Source organism: Streptomyces sp. CB00455, assembly GCF_001905445.1.
Lineage (GTDB): Bacteria > Actinomycetota > Actinomycetes > Streptomycetales > Streptomycetaceae > Streptomyces.
Window position 1 is genome coordinate 217,866 of sequence record NZ_LIVQ01000002.1, and the last position, 19,275, is coordinate 237,140.

The 19,275-nt window shown below is 73.8% G+C and carries 16 protein-coding genes; 5 read left to right on the plus strand and 11 right to left on the minus strand.

Features of this window, described 5'->3' with window-relative positions; all coding sequences use genetic code 11:
• Positions 1-35: 35 nt before the first annotated feature.
• Positions 36-590, minus strand: coding sequence for a GNAT family N-acetyltransferase (locus tag AMK16_RS08430; protein ID WP_073911202.1), 555 nt, complete (start codon positions 588-590; stop codon positions 36-38).
• A 174-nt stretch (positions 591-764) separates the two neighbouring features.
• On the minus strand, positions 765-1,181 hold the full coding sequence (locus AMK16_RS08435) for a signal peptidase I (protein WP_073911205.1): 417 nt from the start codon (positions 1,179-1,181) through the stop codon (positions 765-767).
• Between the two features lie 54 nt (positions 1,182-1,235).
• Between AMK16_RS08435 and AMK16_RS08440 the strand changes: the two genes are divergently transcribed.
• The 5 genes from AMK16_RS08440 to AMK16_RS08460 all read left to right on the plus strand — a co-directional run bounded on the left by AMK16_RS08440 (position 1,236) and on the right by AMK16_RS08460 (position 7,442).
• Entirely contained in the window at positions 1,236-2,078 is an 843-nt protein-coding gene (locus AMK16_RS08440; RefSeq protein WP_443333541.1) for a GNAT family N-acetyltransferase, read from the plus strand.
• Between the two features lie 8 nt (positions 2,079-2,086).
• Positions 2,087-2,587: a DinB family protein gene (locus AMK16_RS08445; RefSeq protein WP_443333542.1), complete on the plus strand. Its 501-nt coding sequence runs from the start codon at positions 2,087-2,089 to the stop codon at positions 2,585-2,587.
• Between the two features lie 113 nt (positions 2,588-2,700).
• Positions 2,701-4,866, plus strand: coding sequence for a penicillin acylase family protein (locus AMK16_RS08450; protein WP_073911209.1), 2,166 nt, complete (start codon positions 2,701-2,703; stop codon positions 4,864-4,866).
• Entirely contained in the window at positions 4,863-5,468 is a 606-nt protein-coding gene (locus AMK16_RS37105) for a GNAT family N-acetyltransferase (RefSeq protein WP_073911210.1), read from the plus strand. Before AMK16_RS08450 ends, AMK16_RS37105 begins: the two co-directional genes overlap by 4 nt.
• 111 nt (positions 5,469-5,579) lie before the next feature.
• A complete protein-coding gene (locus AMK16_RS08460; protein WP_073911213.1) occupies positions 5,580-7,442 on the plus strand; it encodes a protein kinase domain-containing protein in 1,863 nt (620 codons plus the stop codon).
• Positions 7,443-7,481: 39 nt separating this feature from the next.
• On the opposite strand, the gene AMK16_RS08465 is transcribed toward AMK16_RS08460, so the two are convergent.
• The 9 genes from AMK16_RS08465 to AMK16_RS08505 form a co-directional block, all read right to left on the minus strand.
• A complete protein-coding gene (locus tag AMK16_RS08465; RefSeq protein ID WP_073911215.1) occupies positions 7,482-8,546 on the minus strand; it encodes a hypothetical protein in 1,065 nt (354 codons plus the stop codon).
• Positions 8,547-8,949: 403 nt separating this feature from the next.
• Positions 8,950-10,461, minus strand: a complete 1,512-nt coding sequence (gene gatB / locus AMK16_RS08470) for an Asp-tRNA(Asn)/Glu-tRNA(Gln) amidotransferase subunit GatB (RefSeq protein ID WP_073911218.1) — start codon at positions 10,459-10,461, stop codon at positions 8,950-8,952.
• Positions 10,462-10,477: 16 nt separating this feature from the next.
• Complete coding sequence (locus tag AMK16_RS08475) at positions 10,478-10,723, minus strand: hypothetical protein (RefSeq protein WP_073911220.1); 246 nt, start codon at positions 10,721-10,723, stop codon at positions 10,478-10,480.
• Positions 10,720-12,213: an Asp-tRNA(Asn)/Glu-tRNA(Gln) amidotransferase subunit GatA gene (gene gatA, locus AMK16_RS08480; RefSeq protein ID WP_073911223.1), complete on the minus strand. Its 1,494-nt coding sequence runs from the start codon at positions 12,211-12,213 to the stop codon at positions 10,720-10,722. The genes AMK16_RS08475 and gatA overlap by 4 nt, the downstream gene beginning before the upstream one ends.
• A 5-nt stretch (positions 12,214-12,218) precedes the next feature.
• Positions 12,219-12,515 carry an Asp-tRNA(Asn)/Glu-tRNA(Gln) amidotransferase subunit GatC gene (gene gatC / locus AMK16_RS08485; RefSeq protein WP_010984178.1) on the minus strand — a complete coding sequence of 99 codons (297 nt, stop codon included), beginning with the start codon at positions 12,513-12,515 and terminating at the stop codon, positions 12,219-12,221.
• Positions 12,516-12,758: 243 nt separating this feature from the next.
• Positions 12,759-14,882, minus strand: a complete 2,124-nt coding sequence (locus AMK16_RS08490) for a putative bifunctional diguanylate cyclase/phosphodiesterase (RefSeq protein WP_338014435.1) — start codon at positions 14,880-14,882, stop codon at positions 12,759-12,761.
• A 450-nt stretch (positions 14,883-15,332) separates the two neighbouring features.
• Positions 15,333-17,534: an NAD-dependent DNA ligase LigA gene (gene ligA / locus AMK16_RS08495; protein ID WP_073911227.1), complete on the minus strand. Its 2,202-nt coding sequence runs from the start codon at positions 17,532-17,534 to the stop codon at positions 15,333-15,335.
• 30 nt (positions 17,535-17,564) lie between these two features.
• On the minus strand, positions 17,565-18,548 hold the full coding sequence (locus AMK16_RS08500) for a methionine synthase (RefSeq protein ID WP_073911229.1): 984 nt from the start codon (positions 18,546-18,548) through the stop codon (positions 17,565-17,567).
• Positions 18,545-19,234 carry an SDR family oxidoreductase gene (locus tag AMK16_RS08505; RefSeq protein WP_199885389.1) on the minus strand — a complete coding sequence of 230 codons (690 nt, stop codon included), beginning with the start codon at positions 19,232-19,234 and terminating at the stop codon, positions 18,545-18,547. Before AMK16_RS08505 ends, AMK16_RS08500 begins: the two co-directional genes overlap by 4 nt.
• Positions 19,235-19,275: the final 41 nt, after the last annotated feature.

The window sequence follows — 19,275 nt, forward strand, 5'->3', positions numbered from 1 at the left end:
CGCGGTGGCGGGGCCGGGGCGGGGACCGGGCGGTGTCAGGCCGGGCGGGCCGCGGCCCATTCGGGGGCGAGGAGCGACCAGATCTCGGTGTCCTGGCGGACGCCCCGGTGGAGGTGGTTCTGCCGCAGGACGCCCTCGCGGGTCATCCCGAGCCGTTCGGCGACGGCGATGCTCTTCCCGTTGGCCGGGGAGGCCCGCCATTCCACGCGGTGCATGCCGCGCTCGCCGAAGGCCCAGTCGATCAGGACCCGGCAGGCCCTGCTCACCAGGCCGCGGCCGGCCGCGGCGGGCTCCAGCCAGCAGCCCGCCTCGCAGGTACCGGTCGCGGGCTCGAAGACGCGGAAGAGGACGCCGCCGACGAGGGTCCCGCCGACCCGGATGCCGTAGATGCGCCCGGCGTCCTCGGCCGTCTTGCGCGCGTAGCCGGTGAGGAAGGCGCGCGCCGAATCGAGGTCGGTGACGAGGTCGGCCAGCGCGATGTGCTCGCCGATGTAGTCACGCCCGCGGTCCATGTGCGCGAGGAATTCCCCGGCGTGCCAGGGCTCCAGCGGGAACAGCCGGGCGTCGTCGGTGAGGTCTATGGAGAACATGCGGTCCTTTTCACTGGTCTCGTGCGGCGGGTCGCCGGATCACCGTGGCGCCGTGACGGGCTCGGCGCCGTCGCCGCTCGTGACGGGTCCGGCTCCGGGCCGCTGTACCGGGATCTTTCCATGGTCCCGGCATGCGGGGGCTCGATGCCGATCCGGGGCACCCGGCCGGGCCGGTCAGCCCGCGAGCGGGTTGCAGGAGTCGGCGCCGGCCGCATCGCCCGGCCCGTCGACGCGGTAGCCGGGGATCGAGGGCCAGCGGACGGTGAGGACCACCGCGTCCTCCTCCGCGTACCAGGAGTGGTCGACGCCGCGCCCCCAGAGCACGTAGTCGCCCTGCTCGGCCAGAACGACGGTCCGGCCGGGGAACTCCAGCCGGAAGCGCCCGCTGATCAGCACCAGCAGCGCCGTGCGCTTCTCCGCGGTCGCCCACCGCTCCCGGGCGTCGCCCTTGGGGTGGACACCCCATTTGATCTCGACGTCCTCGCTGTGGCGCGGGTCGGAGGGGTCCTTGAAGTGGCCGAGGAGCCAGCCGCGGTCCGCGGCGGCATCGGGGGTGGCCTTGCCGGTGTAGATGGTGGAGTCGTCGTTCACGGGGCGAGGTTAATGCAGTTGTGCGGCAGGTCCGCTCCCTGGTCAGCTGGCCGGATGACGATGGATGCCGGTGAACTGCGCGAGGTCCGCGACCGCTACGACGCCCAGCTGCGCCGGGGCGCGCAGCCGGACGCGGCCCTGGCCCGCGTGGAGCGGGCGGGTGCGGTCGTACGGCAGTCGGTGCCCGGGCTCGGCTGGAACGGCGTGCTCTGGTCGGACCTCGACGAGATGTCGGCGGATGCGGAGATCGCGGCGCAGGTGGCGTTCTTCGCGGGGCGCGGGGCGGCGCAGTTCGAGTGGAAGCTCTACGACCACGACCGCCCGGCGGACCTCGGGGAGCGGCTGCGGGCCGCGGGTCTGGTCCCGGAGCCGCCGGAGACGCTGATGGTGGGGCGGGTGGCGGACCTCGCCGGACTGCCCGTGGAGCCGCCGCAGGGGATCACCCTGCGGGTGGTGACGGACGAGGCGGGGGTGGATCTGATGATGGACGTCCACGCACGGGCCTTCGGGACGGAGCGGCCGCAGATCCGGGAGCAGGTGCTGAGCCTGCTGAGGGACGAGCCGGACGCCATCGCGGCGGTGGTGGCGATGGAGGGTGAGACCCCGGTGAGCGCGGCCCGGATGGAGATGCCGCCGGGCACCTCGTTCGCGGGCCTCTGGGGCGGCGGGACGGTCCCGCGGTGGCGCGGCCGCGGCGTCTACCGCTGCCTGGTCGCGCACCGGGCCCGCCTGGCGGCGGCGCGCGGCATCCCCTACCTCCAGGTGGACGCGTCGGCGGAAAGCCGCCCGATCCTGGAGCGGCTGGGCTTCGGGGTGCTGGGGGTGACGGTCCCCTACCTCTGGACGGCGCCGGCGCCGCCCCGGGACACTTCCGCGGCCCCGGGCGGGCGGGCATGATCACCGGCATGGAACGCATCGACCCGCCCCTCACCGGCCACGAGCGCGAGACCCTCCGCGCCTACCTCGACTACCACCGCGCGACCCTCGCCCTGAAGTGCGAGGGGCTCGGGGACGAAGAGCTGCGCCGCGCGGCAGTGGCGCCGTCCACCCTGTCCCTGCTGGGCCTGGTCCGGCACATGGCCGAGGTCGAACGGCACTGGTTCCGGCGCGTCCTGGCCGGCGAGGACCTCCCGCACCTGTGGTCGGACTGCCACGACTTCCAGGCCGCCTACGACGCCTGCGGCTCGACCCGCGCCGAGGCGTTCTCCGCCTGGGAGGCCGAGGTGGCCCACGCCCGCCGGATCGAGGCCGCCGCGCCGTCCCTGGACGTGACGGCGTACGTGCCGAGCTGGGGGAAGGACGCCTCGCTGCGGCTGATCATGCTCCACCTCGTCCACGAGTACGCGCGCCACAACGGCCACGCCGACCTGCTCCGCGAGGCGGTGGACGGCGTCACCGGAGACTGAGTCCGGCCGGGCGGCGCACCGGGTGGGCGATCACCGACCACACACGGGGCCTATAGTTAGGCCAGCCTTACCTAATGCCGCCCCGTGGGAAGAGTGTGAGCAGCGTGAGCAGTGTGAGCGGCGACAGCGGCGCGGGGACCTCCGGCGCAGCCCGCGCCCGGACCTACGGCACCTACGAGGTCTTCCGCGACCCCTTCGGCATCCCGCACCTGCGGGCCTGCGACGCCCTCGGCCTCGCCTACGCGCAGGGCCGCGTCACCGCCTTCGACCGCGCCTGGCAGCTGGAGGTCGAGCGGCACCGCGCCCAGGGCTCCAGTGCCTCCTTCCTCGGCGCCGACTGCGTGCCCTGGGACAGGTTCGCCCGCCAGGCCCGCATCGCCGACACCGCCCGCCGCTGCCACGAGGCCCTCGACCCCGGGACCGCCGCCTGGGTCGGCGCCTACGTCGACGGCGTCAACGACGGGCTCGCCGCCGGCGCCGCGCGCGACGAACGCTTCGCCCGCACCGCACTGGCGCCCGCACCCTGGGAGCCGTGGGTCCCCCTCGCCGTCTGGACCGCCACGCACATCCTGTTCGCCGGCTTCGCCACGAAACTGTGGCGCGAGCGCGTGGCCGGCGCCCTGGGCGAGGAGGCCGTCACGCTCTTCGCCACCGACGGGCCCGGCACCGCCGGCAGCAACGGCTGGCTGGTGCCCGGCGACCGCACCGCGAGCGGCGCGGCGATCATCGCGGGCGACCCGCACCGCTTCATCGAGGATCCGGGCGTCTACCAGCAGATCCGTCTCTCCTGCCCGGAGTACGACGTCCTGGGCCTGGCCGTCCCCGGCGTCCCGGGCCTGCCCCACTTCGGGCACACCGGCGCCGCCGCCTGGGCCATCACCAACGCCATGGCCGACTACCAGGACCTGTACGCGGAACAACTGCGCGGCTCCGGCTCCGCCGTGGAGGCGCTCGGCCCCTGCGGCACCTGGGAGCCGGTGCACCGCCACACCGAGACCATCACGGTGGCCGGCGGCGCGGACGTCGAGGTGGAGGTCCTGGAGACGGCCCGCGGCCCCGTGGTGGTCCACGGCGGGACCGGCCCGTCCGGCGGCGCCCACCGCGCCGATCCGGCCGGCGCCGCCCCCGCGGCCGGGATCGCCCCACGGTCGCAGACCCTCTCCCTGCGCTACCCGCCCCGCGTCCGCCGCGATCTCGGCTTCGCCGCCCTGCCCGCCCTCCTGCGCGCCCGGACCGTCGCCGACATCGACCGCGCCCTCGACGGCTGGGCCGAGCCCGTCAACGTCGTCCACGCCGCCGACTCCGAAGGCGGCCTGCTGCACCGCGTCGCGGGCGCGGTCCCCCTGCGCGACCGCGCCAACGGGCTGCGCCCGGTCCCCGCCCGGGACCCGCGCTACGCCTGGCAGGGCTGGGCCCAGACCCCCGCCGAACCCGTGCGGGGTTTTGCCGTCATGGCCAACGCCCGCGGCATCGCCGCACCGCTCGGCGTGGAGTTCGCGCCCCCGCACCGCGCCGACCGCATCCGCGAGCTGCTCGGCGCCGGCGCGAACTGGTCCCCGAGGGCGATGGCCGACGTGCACGGGGACACCCGTCTGGCCTCCGCCGAGCCGCTGCTGGCGCTGCTGCCCCCGCTCGGTGAGCTCTCCCCCGCGGCGGCGTCCCTGCGTGCCCGGCTGCTGGCCTGGGACCGGCACATGGCGGCGGACAGCGCCGACGCCACCGTCTTCTCCGCCTTCCGGAGCGCGACCGTACGCCGCCTCGCCGCCGACCCCGTCTTCGCCGACCTGGCCGGCGCCCCCACCGGCCCGGAGGTGTTCCACCCCTGGCTGCACCTCGTCCCGCGGGTCGGCTACGCCCTCGAAGGGCTGCTGACCACCTCCCTCCTGCCACAGCTCGACCGCGCCGCGCACGTCCGCGCCGCCCTGGAGGAGACGGCCGCCGCCTGCGCCCCCGACGTCCCCTGGGGGCAGGTGCACCGGCTCGCCCCCTGGTCGGCGCTGCCGGATGCACAGGCACAGTGGCCCGGCCTCGGCGGCGACCACGACTGCGTGAACGCGTCCTCCTCCGTCCCCGGCGTCACGGACCTCACCTCCCGCGCCTCGGCGGCCCGTTACGTCTGGGACCTCGCCCGCCGCGAGGACAGCCTCTGGGCGGTCCCGCTCGGCGCGGACGGCGTCACGGGCACCCCGCACCACCGCGACCAGCTGCCCCTGTGGGCGCGCTGCGAACTCGTCCCGGTCGTCACCGACTGGGCCCGGCTCACCAAGGAATCGATATGACAGCCCCCGCCAGGCAGCCCGTGTACACCCGCCTCGTGGAGGGCTTCGGCACGGTCACCATCACCCCGGTCGACCCCGCGGCCGACGCGGCCCTGATCCACAGCTGGGTCAGCGAGGAGCGGGCCCGCTTCTGGGGCATGGCCGGCGCCGACCGCGAACTCGTCCGGGAGATCTACGAGGACGTCGACCGCCGCACGACCCACCACGCCTACATGGTGGCCCGGGACGGCGAGCGGGTCGCCCTCTTGCAGACGTACGACTGCGCCGAGGACCGGATCTGCGAGTGCTACGAGGTCCAGCCCGGGGACGTCGGCGTGCACCTGCTGATCGGCCCGAGCGGGGGCCGCGCCGAGCGCGGCTTCAGTGCGGGGCTGATGACGGCCTTCATGGCCTTCGTCTTCTCCGACGGCTCCGTGCGCCGCGTGGTCGCCGAGCCCGACGCCCGCAACCACAAGGCCGTCGCCCGCCTGGAACGCAGCGGTTTCGTGCTCGGCCCGGAGATCGAACTCCCGGAGATCGACCTGCCCGAGGTCCACCTCCCGGCCAAGCGGGCCCGTCTGGCCTTCCTCGGAGCCCCGGTACCCCTGCCGCAAGACCGGTGAGGGGCCCGCGCGGGGGGATCGTCACCCTAACGGGATGCCGATTGCCATTGACCGCGCGCGCCCGGCCACTGGAAGCTGATCCCTCATCACACCACTGGCGCTGGGGGGAAATTGACCAGCCAGAATCTGCACATCGGACCGGACGCGGCCGCAGACCGCTACCGCTTGCTCCGGTCCATCGGGCGCGGCGGGGAGGCCGTGCTCTACCTCGCGGAGATCGAGCTCGCGGGCGGCAGCGAGCCGGTGGTCGTCAAGGTGCTCGACTCCAAGACGACCATCACGCCCGACATCTTCGACCGGATCAGCCAGAAGTGGAACGAGCAGGCGGAGCTCCTGCGCTTCGTCCACCGGCCCGGCGTGGTGGGCGTACGGGAGCACTTCGAGGGCCCGCCCATCCACCGGCCCGGGGAGTCCTCGACCCTGACCGGGCGGGCCCTCGTCCTCGTCATGAACCACGTCGACGGGCTCGACCTGCGCGACTGGCGGGCCGAGCGCACCTTCGCCACCGCCGCCGAGCGGCGCGAGGTCATGCGCACCCTGGAGCAGCTGGCCGACGTCCTGGACTGGCTGCACTCGGGGAAGGCCACGCCCTCCGGGCGGCAGGTGATCCACGGCGACCTGTCGCCCGGCAACGTGATGGTGGACGCGCACGGGCAGGCCACGCTGGTGGACTTCGGCCTCAGCAAGCTGACCGCCGACCACCAGACCGCGGAGGTCTGGTTCACCCCGGGCTACGCGGCGCCCGAGGTCTTCGACGGCAAGCGGACACCGGGCACGGACCGGTACGCCTTCGGCGCCATCGCCTACTTCCTGCTCAGCGGGCAGTCGCCGCCGGCCACTCCCGAGCAGCTGGCCCAGGCGCTGACGGCGCTGCCGCAGATCGCCGTGCTGGACGCCGAGCAGCGGGCCCGGATCTCCTCCATCTGTTCGGCCGACCCGGGGAAGCGGCCGGTGAACCTGGCCGGCTGGATGAAGGACGTCCGCCACGCGGTGGTGTCGACCACCACCTCCACCTCGCAGCGCTCCGTCGTGAGCGCCCCGCCGAGGCCGGCCGCGCCGCCCCCGCCCGTGGTCCCGCCGCTGCCCTTCACCCCGCCCGCCGCCGCGCCGGCGACCCCGCCCGCCGCGGCCGCCTACGTCCCGACGGAACCGGGGACCGCGCCGCCCGCTCCCCGTACGGGTACAGGTCCGGGTGCGGGACCGGTGCCCGCCACGGACCGGGCCCAGCACACGGCCGGTTCGGCGGCGGTGCCTGCCGCGTACGGCCCCACCTACCACCTGAGCCCGCCGTCCGGCCCGGCCACCGAACCGCCCCGCACGAAGAAGCCGCGCCGCACCGGCCTCGTCGTGGGGTCGGTGGCCGCCGTGGTGGTCCTGGCGGCCCTCGCGGTGCTCGGCGTACAGCTGCTGGGCGACCGGGACAAGGGCGACAGCGCCGGGAGCGGGAAGCCGGGCGGGAGCAGCGCCCCGGCCGCGACGGACTCCGCGACCCCCTCCGCCGACCCCACGCAGTCCGATCCCGCCCCTTCGGCCTCCGGCAGTCCCGATGCCTCCGGCAGCCCCTCGGCCCCCGGCTCGGTCAAGGACAGCAACGTGGCCGACCTGACGGTGCTGTCGTCGGTCGGGGAGGTCCGGCACTTCGAGGTCGGCTCCGCCAAGCTGAACACCAAGGAGTACGGGGCGGCCCTCGTCGGCAGCTGCTACTACGGCGCGACCATCGAGTACGACGTGAACCGGGCCTGGTCCACGCTGGAGTTCACGGCCGGCATCGACGACGGCTCGACCATGGAACAGGCCCGCGTGACCATTTCCGTGGACGACAAGCCCGCGCTCTTCTCCGAGCAGGTCCACCTCGGCAAGCCGGTCACCAAATCCCTGGACATCAAGGGTGCCCTGCGCCTGCGGGTGAAGGTGGAGGAGACCTGCCGGGACACGGGCAGCGCGGTCATCGCCGCCCCCGTCCTCAAGCGCTGACCCTTCTCCAGCGCCGGCCCGCCGTCGCACGCCGGCCCGTCAGGGCGCACCGTGCGGTGGCGGCGGGTCGTGCGGGTGCGGGGGTCGGGTGGGAGAGGGGGGCGCCTGCGCGGGCCGTTCCGGCCGGGGCTCGACCGGCTTGCTGCCGCCGGCCACCGCCAGGGCCGTGTCCAGGAGCCGCCGGGCTCGGGTCTCGGCGGCGTGCCAGCCGAGCCGGCGGGTCGCCGCGACCGCCCGCTCGCCACAGTCCACGGCGTCCGGCACCCGGTTCCCGGCCAGCTGGGCGGCCGTCTCGGACACCAGGTTCATCGCCTCCATGGCCGGGGAGCCGTACCGCGCCCCCAGTTCGGCGCTCTGCCGGTGCCGGGCCACCGCCTCGTCGGTGCGGCCCAGGTGGCGGGCGGTGAGTCCCAGGTTGTAGAGGGCGTACGCCTCGCCGCCCCGGTCTCCCGCGTCGACGGCGGACGCGAGGGTGGTGCGGCTGATCTCGGCGGCCTCGTCGCGCCGGCTGAGGCGCAGCAGTGTGCTGACGCTGCTCGCCCGGGCGTTGCGGCTGGCCCAGTCGCTGCCGTAGGCCTCGCCGGCGGCGACGGCCTCCCGGTGCAGGGCGTCGGCCTGGTGCCAGCGCGCCCGGTACTGGCACAGGTGGGCGCGGCGGTTGAGGATCGCGGTGTGCACCGCGTCGTCGCCCACCGCCCCCGCCGCGTGTTCGGCCGTGTCCAGCATCCGGCCCGCCTCGTCCAGCCGTCCCAGCTGGGCCAGAGCGCTGGCGAGCACGTAGCCGGCGCGGCCCGCCGCGCGCAGGTGTCCCTGGTCCTGGGCGGTCCGCAGGATCGTGCGGACCGGGTCGAGGGACCGGGCCCACAGGTGGGAGTCCTCCAGGAGCGGTTCGACGGCGAGGGCGAGGTCGGCGGCCACGGCGACGGCCGACGGCACGGCGTCGAGGATCTGCGCGGCGACGGTGAGCGCGCCGTCGTGTTCGGGATCGAGCAGCCGCCGCCGGCTGTCGGGGCGGCCGGGCAGGCCGTCGGTGGGCAGCAGGCCGGGGACGTGGTGCCCCGGGCGCTCGGCGGCGTGGACGGTGCGGGCCTCACGGGGACCCACGGGCTCTTTCCGGCGCGGACGGCCGCGGCCCCGGACAGGGCCTGCGCCCCGGAGCAGACGCCGGCACGCGCTGCGGACGCGGACGGGCCGGACGGTGCCTCCCGGTGCCCCGGCTGCGGCAAGGAACTCCCGGCGACCGCGAGTCGCCGCCTGGCGCCGGGCCGGCCCGCCCGGCACTGCTCGGCCACCTGCCGGGCGCGGGCCTACCGGGCCCGCCGCAAGCCGGGAGCCGGGGGCACCGGACCCGCGGCCGGCCCGTGACGAAACACCGCCCCGTCACGAAATCCGTCCGGCGAGCAGGGCCGCTCAACGGGGAGGAGCGCGCGGACGAGCGCTGGCGCAGCGGTGGCCCGCGCCGGCGTGAGAACCGGTGCGGGCCACCGCCCTTGGTCGAACCGCCCGGTCAGCCTTCGACGCCCAGGCGTTCCAGGATGAGCTCCTTCACGCGGGCCGCGTCGGCCTGGCCGCGGGTGGTCTTCATGACCGCGCCGACCAGGGCGCCGACGGCCGCGACCTTGCCGCCGCGGATCTTGTCCGCGATGGCCGCGTTGCCCGCGATGGCCTCGTCCACGGCCGCGCCCAGCGCACCCTCGTCGGAGACGACCTTCAGGCCGCGCTTCTCCACGACCTCGTCCGGGCCGCCCTCGCCCGCGAGGACGCCTTCGAGGACCTGGCGGGCCAGCTTGTCGTTGAGCTCGCCGGCGGCGACCAGCGCCGCGACCCGGGCCACCTGGGCCGGGGTGATCGGCAGCTCGTCGACGACGACGCCCTGCTCGTTGGCGTTGCGGGCCAGTTCGCCCATCCACCACTTGCGCGCGGCGGCCGGGTCGGCACCCTCCTCGATCGTGGCGACGATGGAGTCCACCGCGCCCGCGTTGAGGATCGACTGCATGTCGTGCTCGGTGACGCCCCACTCCTCGCGGAGGCGGTTGCGGCGCACGCGCGGCATCTCGGGCAGGGCGCCGCGCAGCTCCTCGACCCAGTCGCGGGCCGGGGCCACGGGGACCAGGTCGGGCTCCGGGAAGTACCGGTAGTCCTCGGCGTTGTCCTTGATGCGGCCGGCCGTGGTGGAGCCGTCCTCCTCGTGGAAGTGCCGGGTCTCCTGCACGATCGTGCCGCCCGAGGAGAGCACCGCCGCGTGGCGCTGGATCTCGTAGCGGGCCGCGCGCTCGACGGAGCGCAGCGAGTTGACGTTCTTGGTCTCGCTGCGGGTGCCGAAGGGCGCCCCGGGGGTCGGGCGCAGCGACAGGTTCACGTCGCAGCGCATCTGGCCCTTGTCCATGCGGGCCTCGGAGACGCCGAGCGCCTTGATGACCTCGCGCAGCTCGGCGACGTACGCCTTGGCGACCTCGGGGGCCCGCTCGCCCGCGCCCTCGATGGGCTTGGTGACGATCTCGATGAGCGGGATGCCGGCGCGGTTGTAGTCCAGCAGCGAGTGGGACGCGCCGTGGATACGGCCGGTGGCGCCGCCGACGTGCAGCGACTTGCCGGTGTCCTCCTCCATGTGGGCGCGCTCGATCTCCACGCGGAAGATCTCGCCGTCCTCCAGCTGGACGTCCAGGAAGCCGTTGAAGGCGATGGGCTCGTCGTACTGGGAGGTCTGGAAGTTCTTCGGCATGTCCGGATAGAAGTAGTTCTTCCGGGCGAAGCGGCACCACTCGGCGATCTCGCAGTTCAGCGCGAGACCGATCTTGACGGCGGACTCGATGCCGATCGCGTTGACGACCGGGAGCGCGCCGGGCAGGCCCAGGCAGACCGGGCAGGTCTGCGAGTTGGGCTCGGCGCCCAGCTCGGTGGAACAGCCGCAGAACATCTTGGTCCTGGTGCCGAGCTCGACATGGACCTCAAGGCCCATGACGGGGTCGTACGACGCGAGGGCGTCTTCGTACGACAGCAGTTCGGTGAAGGTGGTCACGGTGAAACTTTCCCTCTCAGCCCAGCAGGACGTCGTCGTCGCCCAGGCGCTTCAGCTCGCGGTACAGGATCGCGAGGCCGGTCACGATGGCGGCGGCGGACACGACGGCGTCGATCAGCTTCAGTGTGTCGTTCTCGGTGCGGGCCCTGCGGGCCTGCTTGATCACGCTGATGGCGCCGAAGGCGGTGGTGCCGATCGACAGGTAGGTCCCGGACTTGGACTTCTTGAAGCCCTTGGCCTTGGACAGTGCACTGGTGCTCACAGCGACGGTGCCTCCTCAAGCAGCGGGTGACCCCAGCGGGCGACGAAGGCGGCCTCGACGGCCGCGCCGACCTTGTAGAGCCGGTCGTCCTTCATCGCGGGGGCGATGATCTGCAGTCCGACCGGGAGACCGTCCTCCGGCGCCAGGCCGCAGGGCAGCGACATGGCGGCGTTGCCGGCCAGGTTGGTCGGGATGGTGCACAGGTCCGCGAGGTACATCGCCAGCGGGTCGTCGGTACGCTCACCGATCGCGAAGGCGGTGGTCGGCGTCGTCGGGGAGACGATGACGTCGACCTGCTCGAAGGACTTCTCGAAGTCCCTGGTGATGAGCGTGCGGACCTTCTGGGCGGAACCGTAGTACGCGTCGTAGTAGCCGGAGCTGAGCGCGTACGTGCCGAGGATGACGCGGCGCTTGACCTCGTCGCCGAAACCGGCTTCGCGGGTCAGGGCGGTGACGTCCTCGGCGGACTTGGTGCCGTCGTCGCCGACGCGCAGGCCGTAGCGCATGGCGTCGAAACGGGCCAGGTTCGAGGAGCACTCGGACGGCGCGATCAGGTAGTACGCGGCCATCGCGAGGTCGAAGGAGGGGCAGTCCAGCTCGACGATCTCGGCGCCCAGCTCGCCCAGGAGCTCGACGGACTCGTTGAAGCGCTGGACGACGCCGGCCTGGTAGCCCTCGCCGGCGAACTGCTTGACGACTCCGACGCGCATGCCGGCGACGGAGCCGTTGCGGGCCGCCTCGACGACCGGCGGGACCGGGGCGTCGATGGAGGTGGAGTCGAGCGGGTCGTGGCCGGCGATGACCTCGTGGAGGAGCGCCGCGTCCAGGACCGTGCGGGCGCAGGGCCCGCCCTGGTCGAGGCTGGAGGAGAAGGCGACCATGCCGTAGCGGGAGACGCCGCCGTAGGTGGGCTTCACGCCGACGGTGCCGGTGACGGCGGCGGGCTGGCGGATGGAGCCGCCGGTGTCCGTGCCGATGGCGAGCGGGGCCTGGAAGGCGGCCAGCGCGGCGGCGGAACCGCCGCCGGAGCCGCCGGGGATCCGGGTGAGGTCCCAGGGGTTGCCGGTGGGGCCGTAGGCGCTGTTCTCCGTGGAGGACCCCATGGCGAACTCGTCCATGTTGGTCTTGCCGAGGATGACGACGCCCGCTTCCTTGAGCTTGCGCGTCAGGGTGGCGTCGTAGGGCGGGATCCAGCCTTCGAGGATCTTCGAACCCACGGTGGTCGGGATCCCCGTGGTGGTGAAGATGTCCTTGAGGGCGAGGGGTACGCCGGCCAGCGGACCGAGCTCCTCGCCCGCCGCGCGCTTGGCGTCGACGGCGCGGGCCTGGGCGAGCGCGCCTTCGCGGTCGACGTGCAGGAAGGCGTGGACCTTCTCGTCGGTCGCGTCGATGCGGGCCAGGTGGGCCTCGGTCACCTCGACGGCCGTGAGCTCGCCGGAGGCGATCTTCTCGGCGGTCTGCGCTGCCGTGAGCTTGATGATGTCGGTCATGGCTGTTAGTCCTCCCCCAGGATCTGCGGCACCTTGAATCGCTGCTGCTCCTGGGCGGGAGCGCCGGAGAGCGCCTGCTCGGGGGTGAGCGAGGGACGGACCTCGTCCGCGCGCATGACGTTCGTCAGGGGCAGCGGGTGGGAGGTCGGCGGGACGTCTTGGTCGGCGACCTCGGAGACGCGGGCGACCGCGCCGATGATGTCGTCGAGCTGTCCGGCGAAGTGGTCCAGCTCTTCGGCCTTGAGCTCCAGACGTGCCAGCCGAGCGAGGTGGGCGACCTCCTCGCGCGTGATGCCAGGCATGCAGCGATCCTCTGGGGGTGGTGAGCGTGTAGGTTTCGGGCCCAATCCTATGGGGCGGGGCCCGCTCACCACGAAACGGTTTGCCCGGGTCTTCGAGGACGGGCCCCACCAGCCCGTCGGGGCGGGGCCTTCCGGGCGCCGTCCGGAGCCGCGCCGGGCGGACGGCGTCGGCCGGATCCCCGCCCCGCCGTCGTGCGGGGCGCGGGTGTGGGGCGGAGCCCCGGCGGCGGTGGGCCGGGAGGGTCAGACGACGTCGGCCTCCGCGGCGGCGAGTTCCGCCGAGATGTCGGCCGGCCGCCGCCAGCCCCGCTCCCCGCGCGCCAGCAGCCACGCCGTCGCCTCCTGCGGCGGCATCGCGGCGGCCACCAGCCAGCCCTGCACCGCGTCGCAGCCCAGGTCCCGCAGCCGCTCCCACGTCTCGTCGTCCTCGACGCCCTCGGCGACGACCAGCAGGCCGAGCGAGTGGGCCAGGTCCACCGTGCAGCGGACGATCTCCGCGTCCTGCGTGTCGACGGCCAGCCGGCCCACGAAGGACCGGTCGATCTTCAGTTCGCTGACCGGCAGCCGCCGCAGGTGCACCAGCGAGGAGTAGCCGGTGCCGAAGTCGTCCAGTGACATCTTCACGCCGTGGCCGGTCAGCCCCGCCATGGTGTCCGCGGCCCGCTGGGGGTCCTCCAGCAGCACGTGTTCCGTTATCTCCAGCTGGAGCCCGCTCGCCGGGACCCCGTGCCGGGCCAGCCGCGCGGCGACCGCCCCCGCGAAGCCGGGGGTGTGCACGTCGCGCGGCGAGACGTTGACGGCGACCGGGACCTTCAGGCCCTGGGCCCGCCAGCGCGCGACCTGGGCGAGGGCCGTCTCCAGGACGTACTCGGTCAGGTGCGGCATCAGCCCGGAGGTCTCGGCGATCGCGATGAACTCGTCCGGGGGCACCCGGCCCCGTTCCGGGTGCACCCAGCGCACCAGGGCTTCGAGTCCGGCGACCTGGCCGTCGAAGCGGACCTTCGGCTGGTAGTGGAGTTCCACCTCGCCGGCGTCCAGGGCCCGGCGCAGGTCCCCGAGGAGGCCCAGCCGGTCGGGCGTGTTGCTGTCCCGCTTGGACTCGTACACCTCCACGCCCGTCCGGTCGCGCTTGGCCTGGTACATCGCGACGTCCGCGCGGCGCAGCAGCCCCTCCGCGTCCAGCGCGTGGTCGGGGAAGACGGCGAGTCCGGCGCTGGCCTCCAGCACCAGGGTGAGGCCGTCCAGGTCCAGCGGGGAGCTCAGCTCGGCGACCAGGTGCCGGGCGATGCGCTGGGCGCTGGTGGTGGAGTCGGCGACGGGCAGCAGGACGGCGAACTCGTCGCCGCCGAGCCGGGCGGCCTCGGCGTCCTCGGGCAGCGCCTGGCGCAGCCGGTCGGCGATCTGGAGCAGGAGCCGGTCGCCCGCCAGGTGGCCGAGCGTGTCGTTGACCGCCCGGAAGCGGTCCAGGTCGATCAGGACGAGGGCCGCGCGGGTGCCCGACCTCTCGGCGTCGCCCAGGGCGCTCCAGGCCCGCTCCAGCAGCCACTGCCGGTTCGGCAGGCCGGTCAGGGGGTCCCGCAGCTGTTCCTCGGCGCGGGCCCGGGCGATCCACAGGGTGGAGTCCAGCGCGATCAGCGGCACGGCGAACAGGGGCAGCAGGAGCGGCTGGGCGACCGCGACCACGCAGATCAGCGGGGCGATGCCGAGCAGGGCGACGGCCACCAGGGCCTGTCGGATCAGGGCCGTCCGGGCGACGGTGGGCAGGCCGCCGCCGCGGGGGGCCAGCGCGATCCACAGCAGCACGCGGGTGGCGAGGAGGTAGGCGACGGCGACGAGGACGACCACGGGCGCCGCGTCCAGCCCCCACGTGGCGGGCTTCCAGGGGTGCTCGACGGACGGTGAATCGCCGAAGGCGGCGAGGACGAGCGCCCCGGCGCCGATGCCGAGGATGTCGACGGATCCGTGCAACAGCCCCTGGCGCCAGCGGTGCCGGCGCGCGGCTCCGACCAGGGAGACCACCGCCAGCGAGACGAGTCCGGCGGGCACCCAGCCGTAGAGCACGAGCACGCCGAGGGTGAGGGCGGCGCCCGAGCCGGTGCCGCCCCACCAGCGGTCGCGCCCCAGGGCGACGAGGTGGCCGACGATGATGCCGGTGAGCAGGGCCAGCGCCCAGCCCACCGCCCCGCCGGGGAACAGCGCCTGACGGTCGGTCAGTGCGGAGACCACCCCGGCGGCGAGTACCACGGCGGACAGGCCCACGACGGCGAGGGGCAGGACTCCGCGCCGCCCCGCCACGCCCGCTCCGGTGTCCAGCGGTCGGGTTCCCGGGGCCCTGGTTCGCAGGACGCCCAGCCGGCCCGCCCGCATGGACGGGACGTCCCCGCCGGATTCAGGTGACGGGTCGGCGCTCTCGGTGGGTTTCATGCCCGTCCCTCTCACAGCCGGCGATGCCGATGTCACGCGATGGCCCCTGTTGTCATGCCCTGGCGGCTGCATTGGCGTCCGGCAGCCGCGCACGACGGGGGCGCACCCTCAACAGTAGGACGCGAGAGGGGCCCAGGGGCAGCGGTCGGCAGTGGTTGCCCGAATGCGACCCAGCCATCCTCATCAGTACGGTATCCGCCGAACGGGTGAGTTCGGACCAGGACCCCCCGGTCTCCCGTCCGATGATCCGACAGGTCACCGCCCTGCGGCCAGGCTTGTACCGGCCGTTTCCCACCGCCTGCCGCGCCCGGCGTGCGCCCGCCCGTCCGGCCGCACGCCACGCATCGGTCCGCCCGCGTTACTCCCCCGGGGCGACGATTCCCCTCCCGGGCGTCACTGCGCCGCGGCCGGGCCGTCCAGCGGGAGCGCCGCCTCGCGGGCCGCGTCGGGCCCCTGCGCCAGCAGCACCTCGAAACCGGCGTCGTCGAGGATGGCCAGCTTCAGCGTGACGGCCTTGTCGTACTTCGAACCAGGGTTGTCGCCGACCACGACGAAGGAGGTCTTCTTCGACACGGATCCGGTCACCTTGGCGCCGCGGCTCTGCAGCGCCTCCTTCGCGCCGTCCCTGGTGTGGCTCTGCAGGGTGCCCGTGACGACGACGGTGAGGCCCTCCAGCGGTCGCGGCCCCTGCTCCTCGGCGGAACCTTCCTCCTCCATCCGGACCCCGGCCTCCCGCCACTTGCGCAGGATCTCCCGGTGCCAGTCGACGGCGAACCACTCCTTGAGGGAGGCCGCGATGATCGCGCCGACCCCGTCGGTGGCCGTCAGCTCCTCCTCGGTGGCCTGTTCGATGCGGTCGATCGACCGGAACTCGCGGGCGAGGGCCTCCGCCGCGACCGGCCCGACGTGGCGGATCGACAGGCCGTTGATGACGCGGGCGAGCGGGCGCTCCTTGGCTGCCGCGATGTTCTCCAGCATGGCCAGGGCGTTCTTCTTCGGCTCGCCCTTCTGGTTGGCGAAGACCCTGACGACCTTCTCCTCCCCGGTCTTCGGGTCCCGCTTGGGCAGACCGCTGTCCGGGTCGAGGACATACGCCTTGATGGGCAGCAGCTGCTCGATGGTGAGGCCGAACAGGTCGCCCTCGTCGAGCAGCGGCGGTTCGGCGGGCTCCAGCGGGCCGGTCAGCGCCGCGGCCGCCACCATGCCGAAGTTCTCGATGTCCAGGCTCTGCCGGCCGCCGAGGTAGAAGAGCCGCTCACGCAGCTGGGCCGGGCAGGTCTGCCCGTTGGGGCACCGGACGTCGATGTCCCCCTCCTTCATCGGCCGCAGCTGCGTACCGCACGCGGGGCACTCGGCCGGCATCACGAACTCCCGTTCGCTGCCGTCACGCAGGTCCACCACCGGACCGAGGATCTCGGGGATGACGTCGCCCGCCTTGCGCAGGACGACGGTGTCCCCGATGAGCACGCCCTTGGCCTTGACGACCTCCTGGTTGTGCAGGGTGGCGAACTCCACCTCGGAACCGGCCACCGTCACCGGCTCCACCTGTGCGAACGGGGTGATCCGCCCCGTGCGGCCGACGCCGACCTTGATGTCGATCAGCTTGGTGTTGACCTCTTCGGGGGCGTACTTCCAGGCGATCGCCCAGCGCGGGGCGCGCGCGGTGGAGCCGAGTCGCCCCTGGAGGGCGACCTCGTCCAGTTTGACGACGACGCCGTCGATCTCATGCTCCACGGAGTGCCGGTTCTCGCCGAAGTGGGCGATGAACTCCCGGACTTCGGCGAGGGAGGCGACCACTTTGTTGTGCCGGGCCGTGGGCAGGCCCCACTCGTGCAGCAGCTCGTACGCCTGGGACTGGCGCTCGATCTCGAACCCCTCGCGCGCTCCGATGCCGTGCACCACCATGTGCAGGGGACGGCTCGCGGTGACCTTCGGGTCCTTCTGGCGGAGCGAACCGGCGGCCGCGTTGCGCGGATTGGCGAACGGCTTGCCCTGCGCCTCGACGAGCCGGGCGTTGAGCTCCTCGAACTTCTCCATCGGGAAGAAGACCTCGCCGCGGATCTCGACGAGGGCCGGGATCCGGTCGCCCTTGAGCCGGTCGGGGATCTCGGCGATGGTGCGGACGTTGGGCGTGATGTCCTCACCGGTGCGGCCGTCGCCGCGGGTGGCGGCGCGGGTCAGCCGGCCGTTCTCGTAGGTGAGGTTGACGGCGAGGCCGTCCACCTTCAGCTCGCACAGGTAGTGGTAGTCCGAGGTGTTCACGTCCCGGGCGACGCGCTCGGCCCAGGCGGCGAGCTCCTCGTCGTCGAAGGCGTTGTCGAGGGAGAGCATCCGCTCCCGGTGCTGCACGGACGCGAAGTCCGTCTCGTACGCCCCGGCCACCTTCTGGGTGGGCGAGTCGGGCGTGCGCAGTTGCGGGTACTCCTCCTCCAGGGCCTCCAGCGAACGCAGCAGCTGGTCGAACTCGGCGTCGCTGACGACCGGCTGGTCGTTCACGTAGTACCGGAAGCGGTGCTCCTCGATCTGCTCGGCGAGGAGCATGTGCTGCTCGCGCACCGCCGCCGGTACTGCCGTGTCCTGCTGTTCGGCTGCCATGCCGTGTCCTCCCGTGGCCCGTCTCGACCGTCACTCAGGGTTGTCGGCGAGCGACCTCGCCGCCCTGACGCAATGCGCCTGCACCGCGCGGGCGTAGGCGGGTGAAGCGCCCGCCAGACCGCACGACGGAGTGACCACCACGGACTCCGCCAGAGCCCCCGGGGCCAGCCCCAACCTGCGCCAGAGCTTCCTGACACCCATGACGCTACCGCCCGGGTCCGACAACGGGCCGTCCGTGCCGGGCACCACTCCGGCGAAGAGTTTCGTGCCGCCTTCGACGGCCTCTCCGACGGCGTCGTCCTCGCGCTCGGTGAGCAGGGAGAAATCGAACGACACGCCCGTGGCGCCGGCGCGCCGCAGCAGCGCGAAGGGGACCTCGGGTGCGCAGGAGTGGACGACGACCTCGCCGTCGTGCACGGCGAACAGATCCCGCAGGGTGCCCTCGACGACCTGCCGGTCCACCGCCCGGTAGGTGCGGTAGCCGCTCGCGGAGCGCACCCGGCCGAGCAGGACGGAGGTGAGCGAGGGCTCGTCGAACTGCAGCACGACCTCCGCGCCGGGGATGCGCCTGCGCACATCGGCCAGGTGCTCGCGCAGGCCCTCCGCGAGGGATCCGGCCAGGTCCCGGCAGGCGCCCGCGTCCTGGAGCATGCGCTCGCCGCCGTGCAGCTCCAGGGCGGCGGCGAGCGTCCACGGCCCCACCGCCTGGACCTTGAGCTTCCCGGTGTACCCCTGGGTGAACTCCTCCAGGGCGTCGAGGTCCTCGCGGAGCCAGGACCGGGCCCGGCGGGTGTCCCGGCCGGGGCGGTCGCTGACGCGCCACCCGCTGGGCTCCACGTGGGCGTACATCTCGACGAGCAGCCCGAGGGAGCGGCCGATCATGTCGGCGCCCGGCCCCCGGGCGGGCAGCTCGGGCAGGTACGGGAAGTCCTCGAAGGAGCCGGTGGCGGTCCTGGCGGCTTCACGGGCGTCGCCGCCCGGCAGGGATCCGATACCGGTGGCGCCCGCGGTCATCGGCCCGGCCTGACGGTCAGGTCGTTGACCTCGGCGTCGCGCGGCAGGTCGAGCGCCATGACGATCGTGGTGGCCACGGACTCGGGGTCGATCCAGGCGGCGGGGTCGTACTCCTTGCCCTCCTGGGAGTGGACCTTGGCCTGCATGGGGCTGGCGGTGCGGCCGGGGTAGACGGAGGTGACGCGGATGCCGTTGGCCCGCTCCTCGGCGCGCAGCGAGTCGGCGAGCGCCTTGAGACCGTGTTTGGAGGCGGCGTAGGCGCTCCAGTCGGCGTGAGCGGTGAGGCCGGCGCCGGAGTTCACGAAGACGATGCTCGCGCGCGAGGCCCGCAGGGTGGGCAGCAGCAGCCGGGTGACCTCGGCGGGGGCGATCAGGTTCACGTTGAGCTGCTGGTGCCAGGTCTTGGGGCGCAGGTCGCCGACGGGGCCGAGGTCGACGATGCCGGCGATGTGCAGGAGGGAGTCGATCCGCTCGGGGACGGCCTGCTTGGAGAAGGCCCACGACAGCCGGTCGGGGTCGGCGAGGTCGCCGACGAGGGCCCGCGCCCCGGGGTAGCGCTCGACGAGCTGCTTGCCGCGGCCGGCGTCGCGGGCGAGGAGGACGAGGTCGTCGCCGCGGGCGTGCAGCCGGGCCGCGACGGCGGCGCCGATGCCGGAACCGGCACCGGTGATCAGGTGAGTAGCCATGGGCCCCATGCTCGCACCCCCGGCGGGGCGGCCCGGCCCGG

Excerpts from the sequence above, each read along its gene's own strand:
- AMK16_RS37105 (WP_073911210.1), top strand. The coding sequence starts at position 4,863 with ATGACAGCCCCCGCCAGGCAGCCCGTGTACACCCGCCTCGTGGAGGGC.
- AMK16_RS08500 (WP_073911229.1), bottom strand. The coding sequence starts at position 18,548 with ATGACCGCGGGCGCCACCGGTATCGGATCCCTGCCGGGCGGCGACGCC.
- gatA (WP_073911223.1), bottom strand. The coding sequence starts at position 12,213 with ATGACCGACATCATCAAGCTCACGGCAGCGCAGACCGCCGAGAAGATC.
- AMK16_RS08490 (WP_338014435.1), bottom strand. The coding sequence starts at position 14,882 with ATGCGGGCGGGCCGGCTGGGCGTCCTGCGAACCAGGGCCCCGGGAACC.
- AMK16_RS08505 (WP_199885389.1), bottom strand. The coding sequence starts at position 19,234 with ATGGCTACTCACCTGATCACCGGTGCCGGTTCCGGCATCGGCGCCGCC.
- AMK16_RS08445 (WP_443333542.1), top strand. The coding sequence starts at position 2,087 with ATGGAACGCATCGACCCGCCCCTCACCGGCCACGAGCGCGAGACCCTC.
- AMK16_RS08430 (WP_073911202.1), bottom strand. The coding sequence starts at position 590 with ATGTTCTCCATAGACCTCACCGACGACGCCCGGCTGTTCCCGCTGGAG.
- gatC (WP_010984178.1), bottom strand. The coding sequence starts at position 12,515 with ATGCCTGGCATCACGCGCGAGGAGGTCGCCCACCTCGCTCGGCTGGCA.
- ligA (WP_073911227.1), bottom strand. The coding sequence starts at position 17,534 with ATGGCAGCCGAACAGCAGGACACGGCAGTACCGGCGGCGGTGCGCGAG.
- AMK16_RS08440 (WP_443333541.1), top strand. The coding sequence starts at position 1,236 with ATGACGATGGATGCCGGTGAACTGCGCGAGGTCCGCGACCGCTACGAC.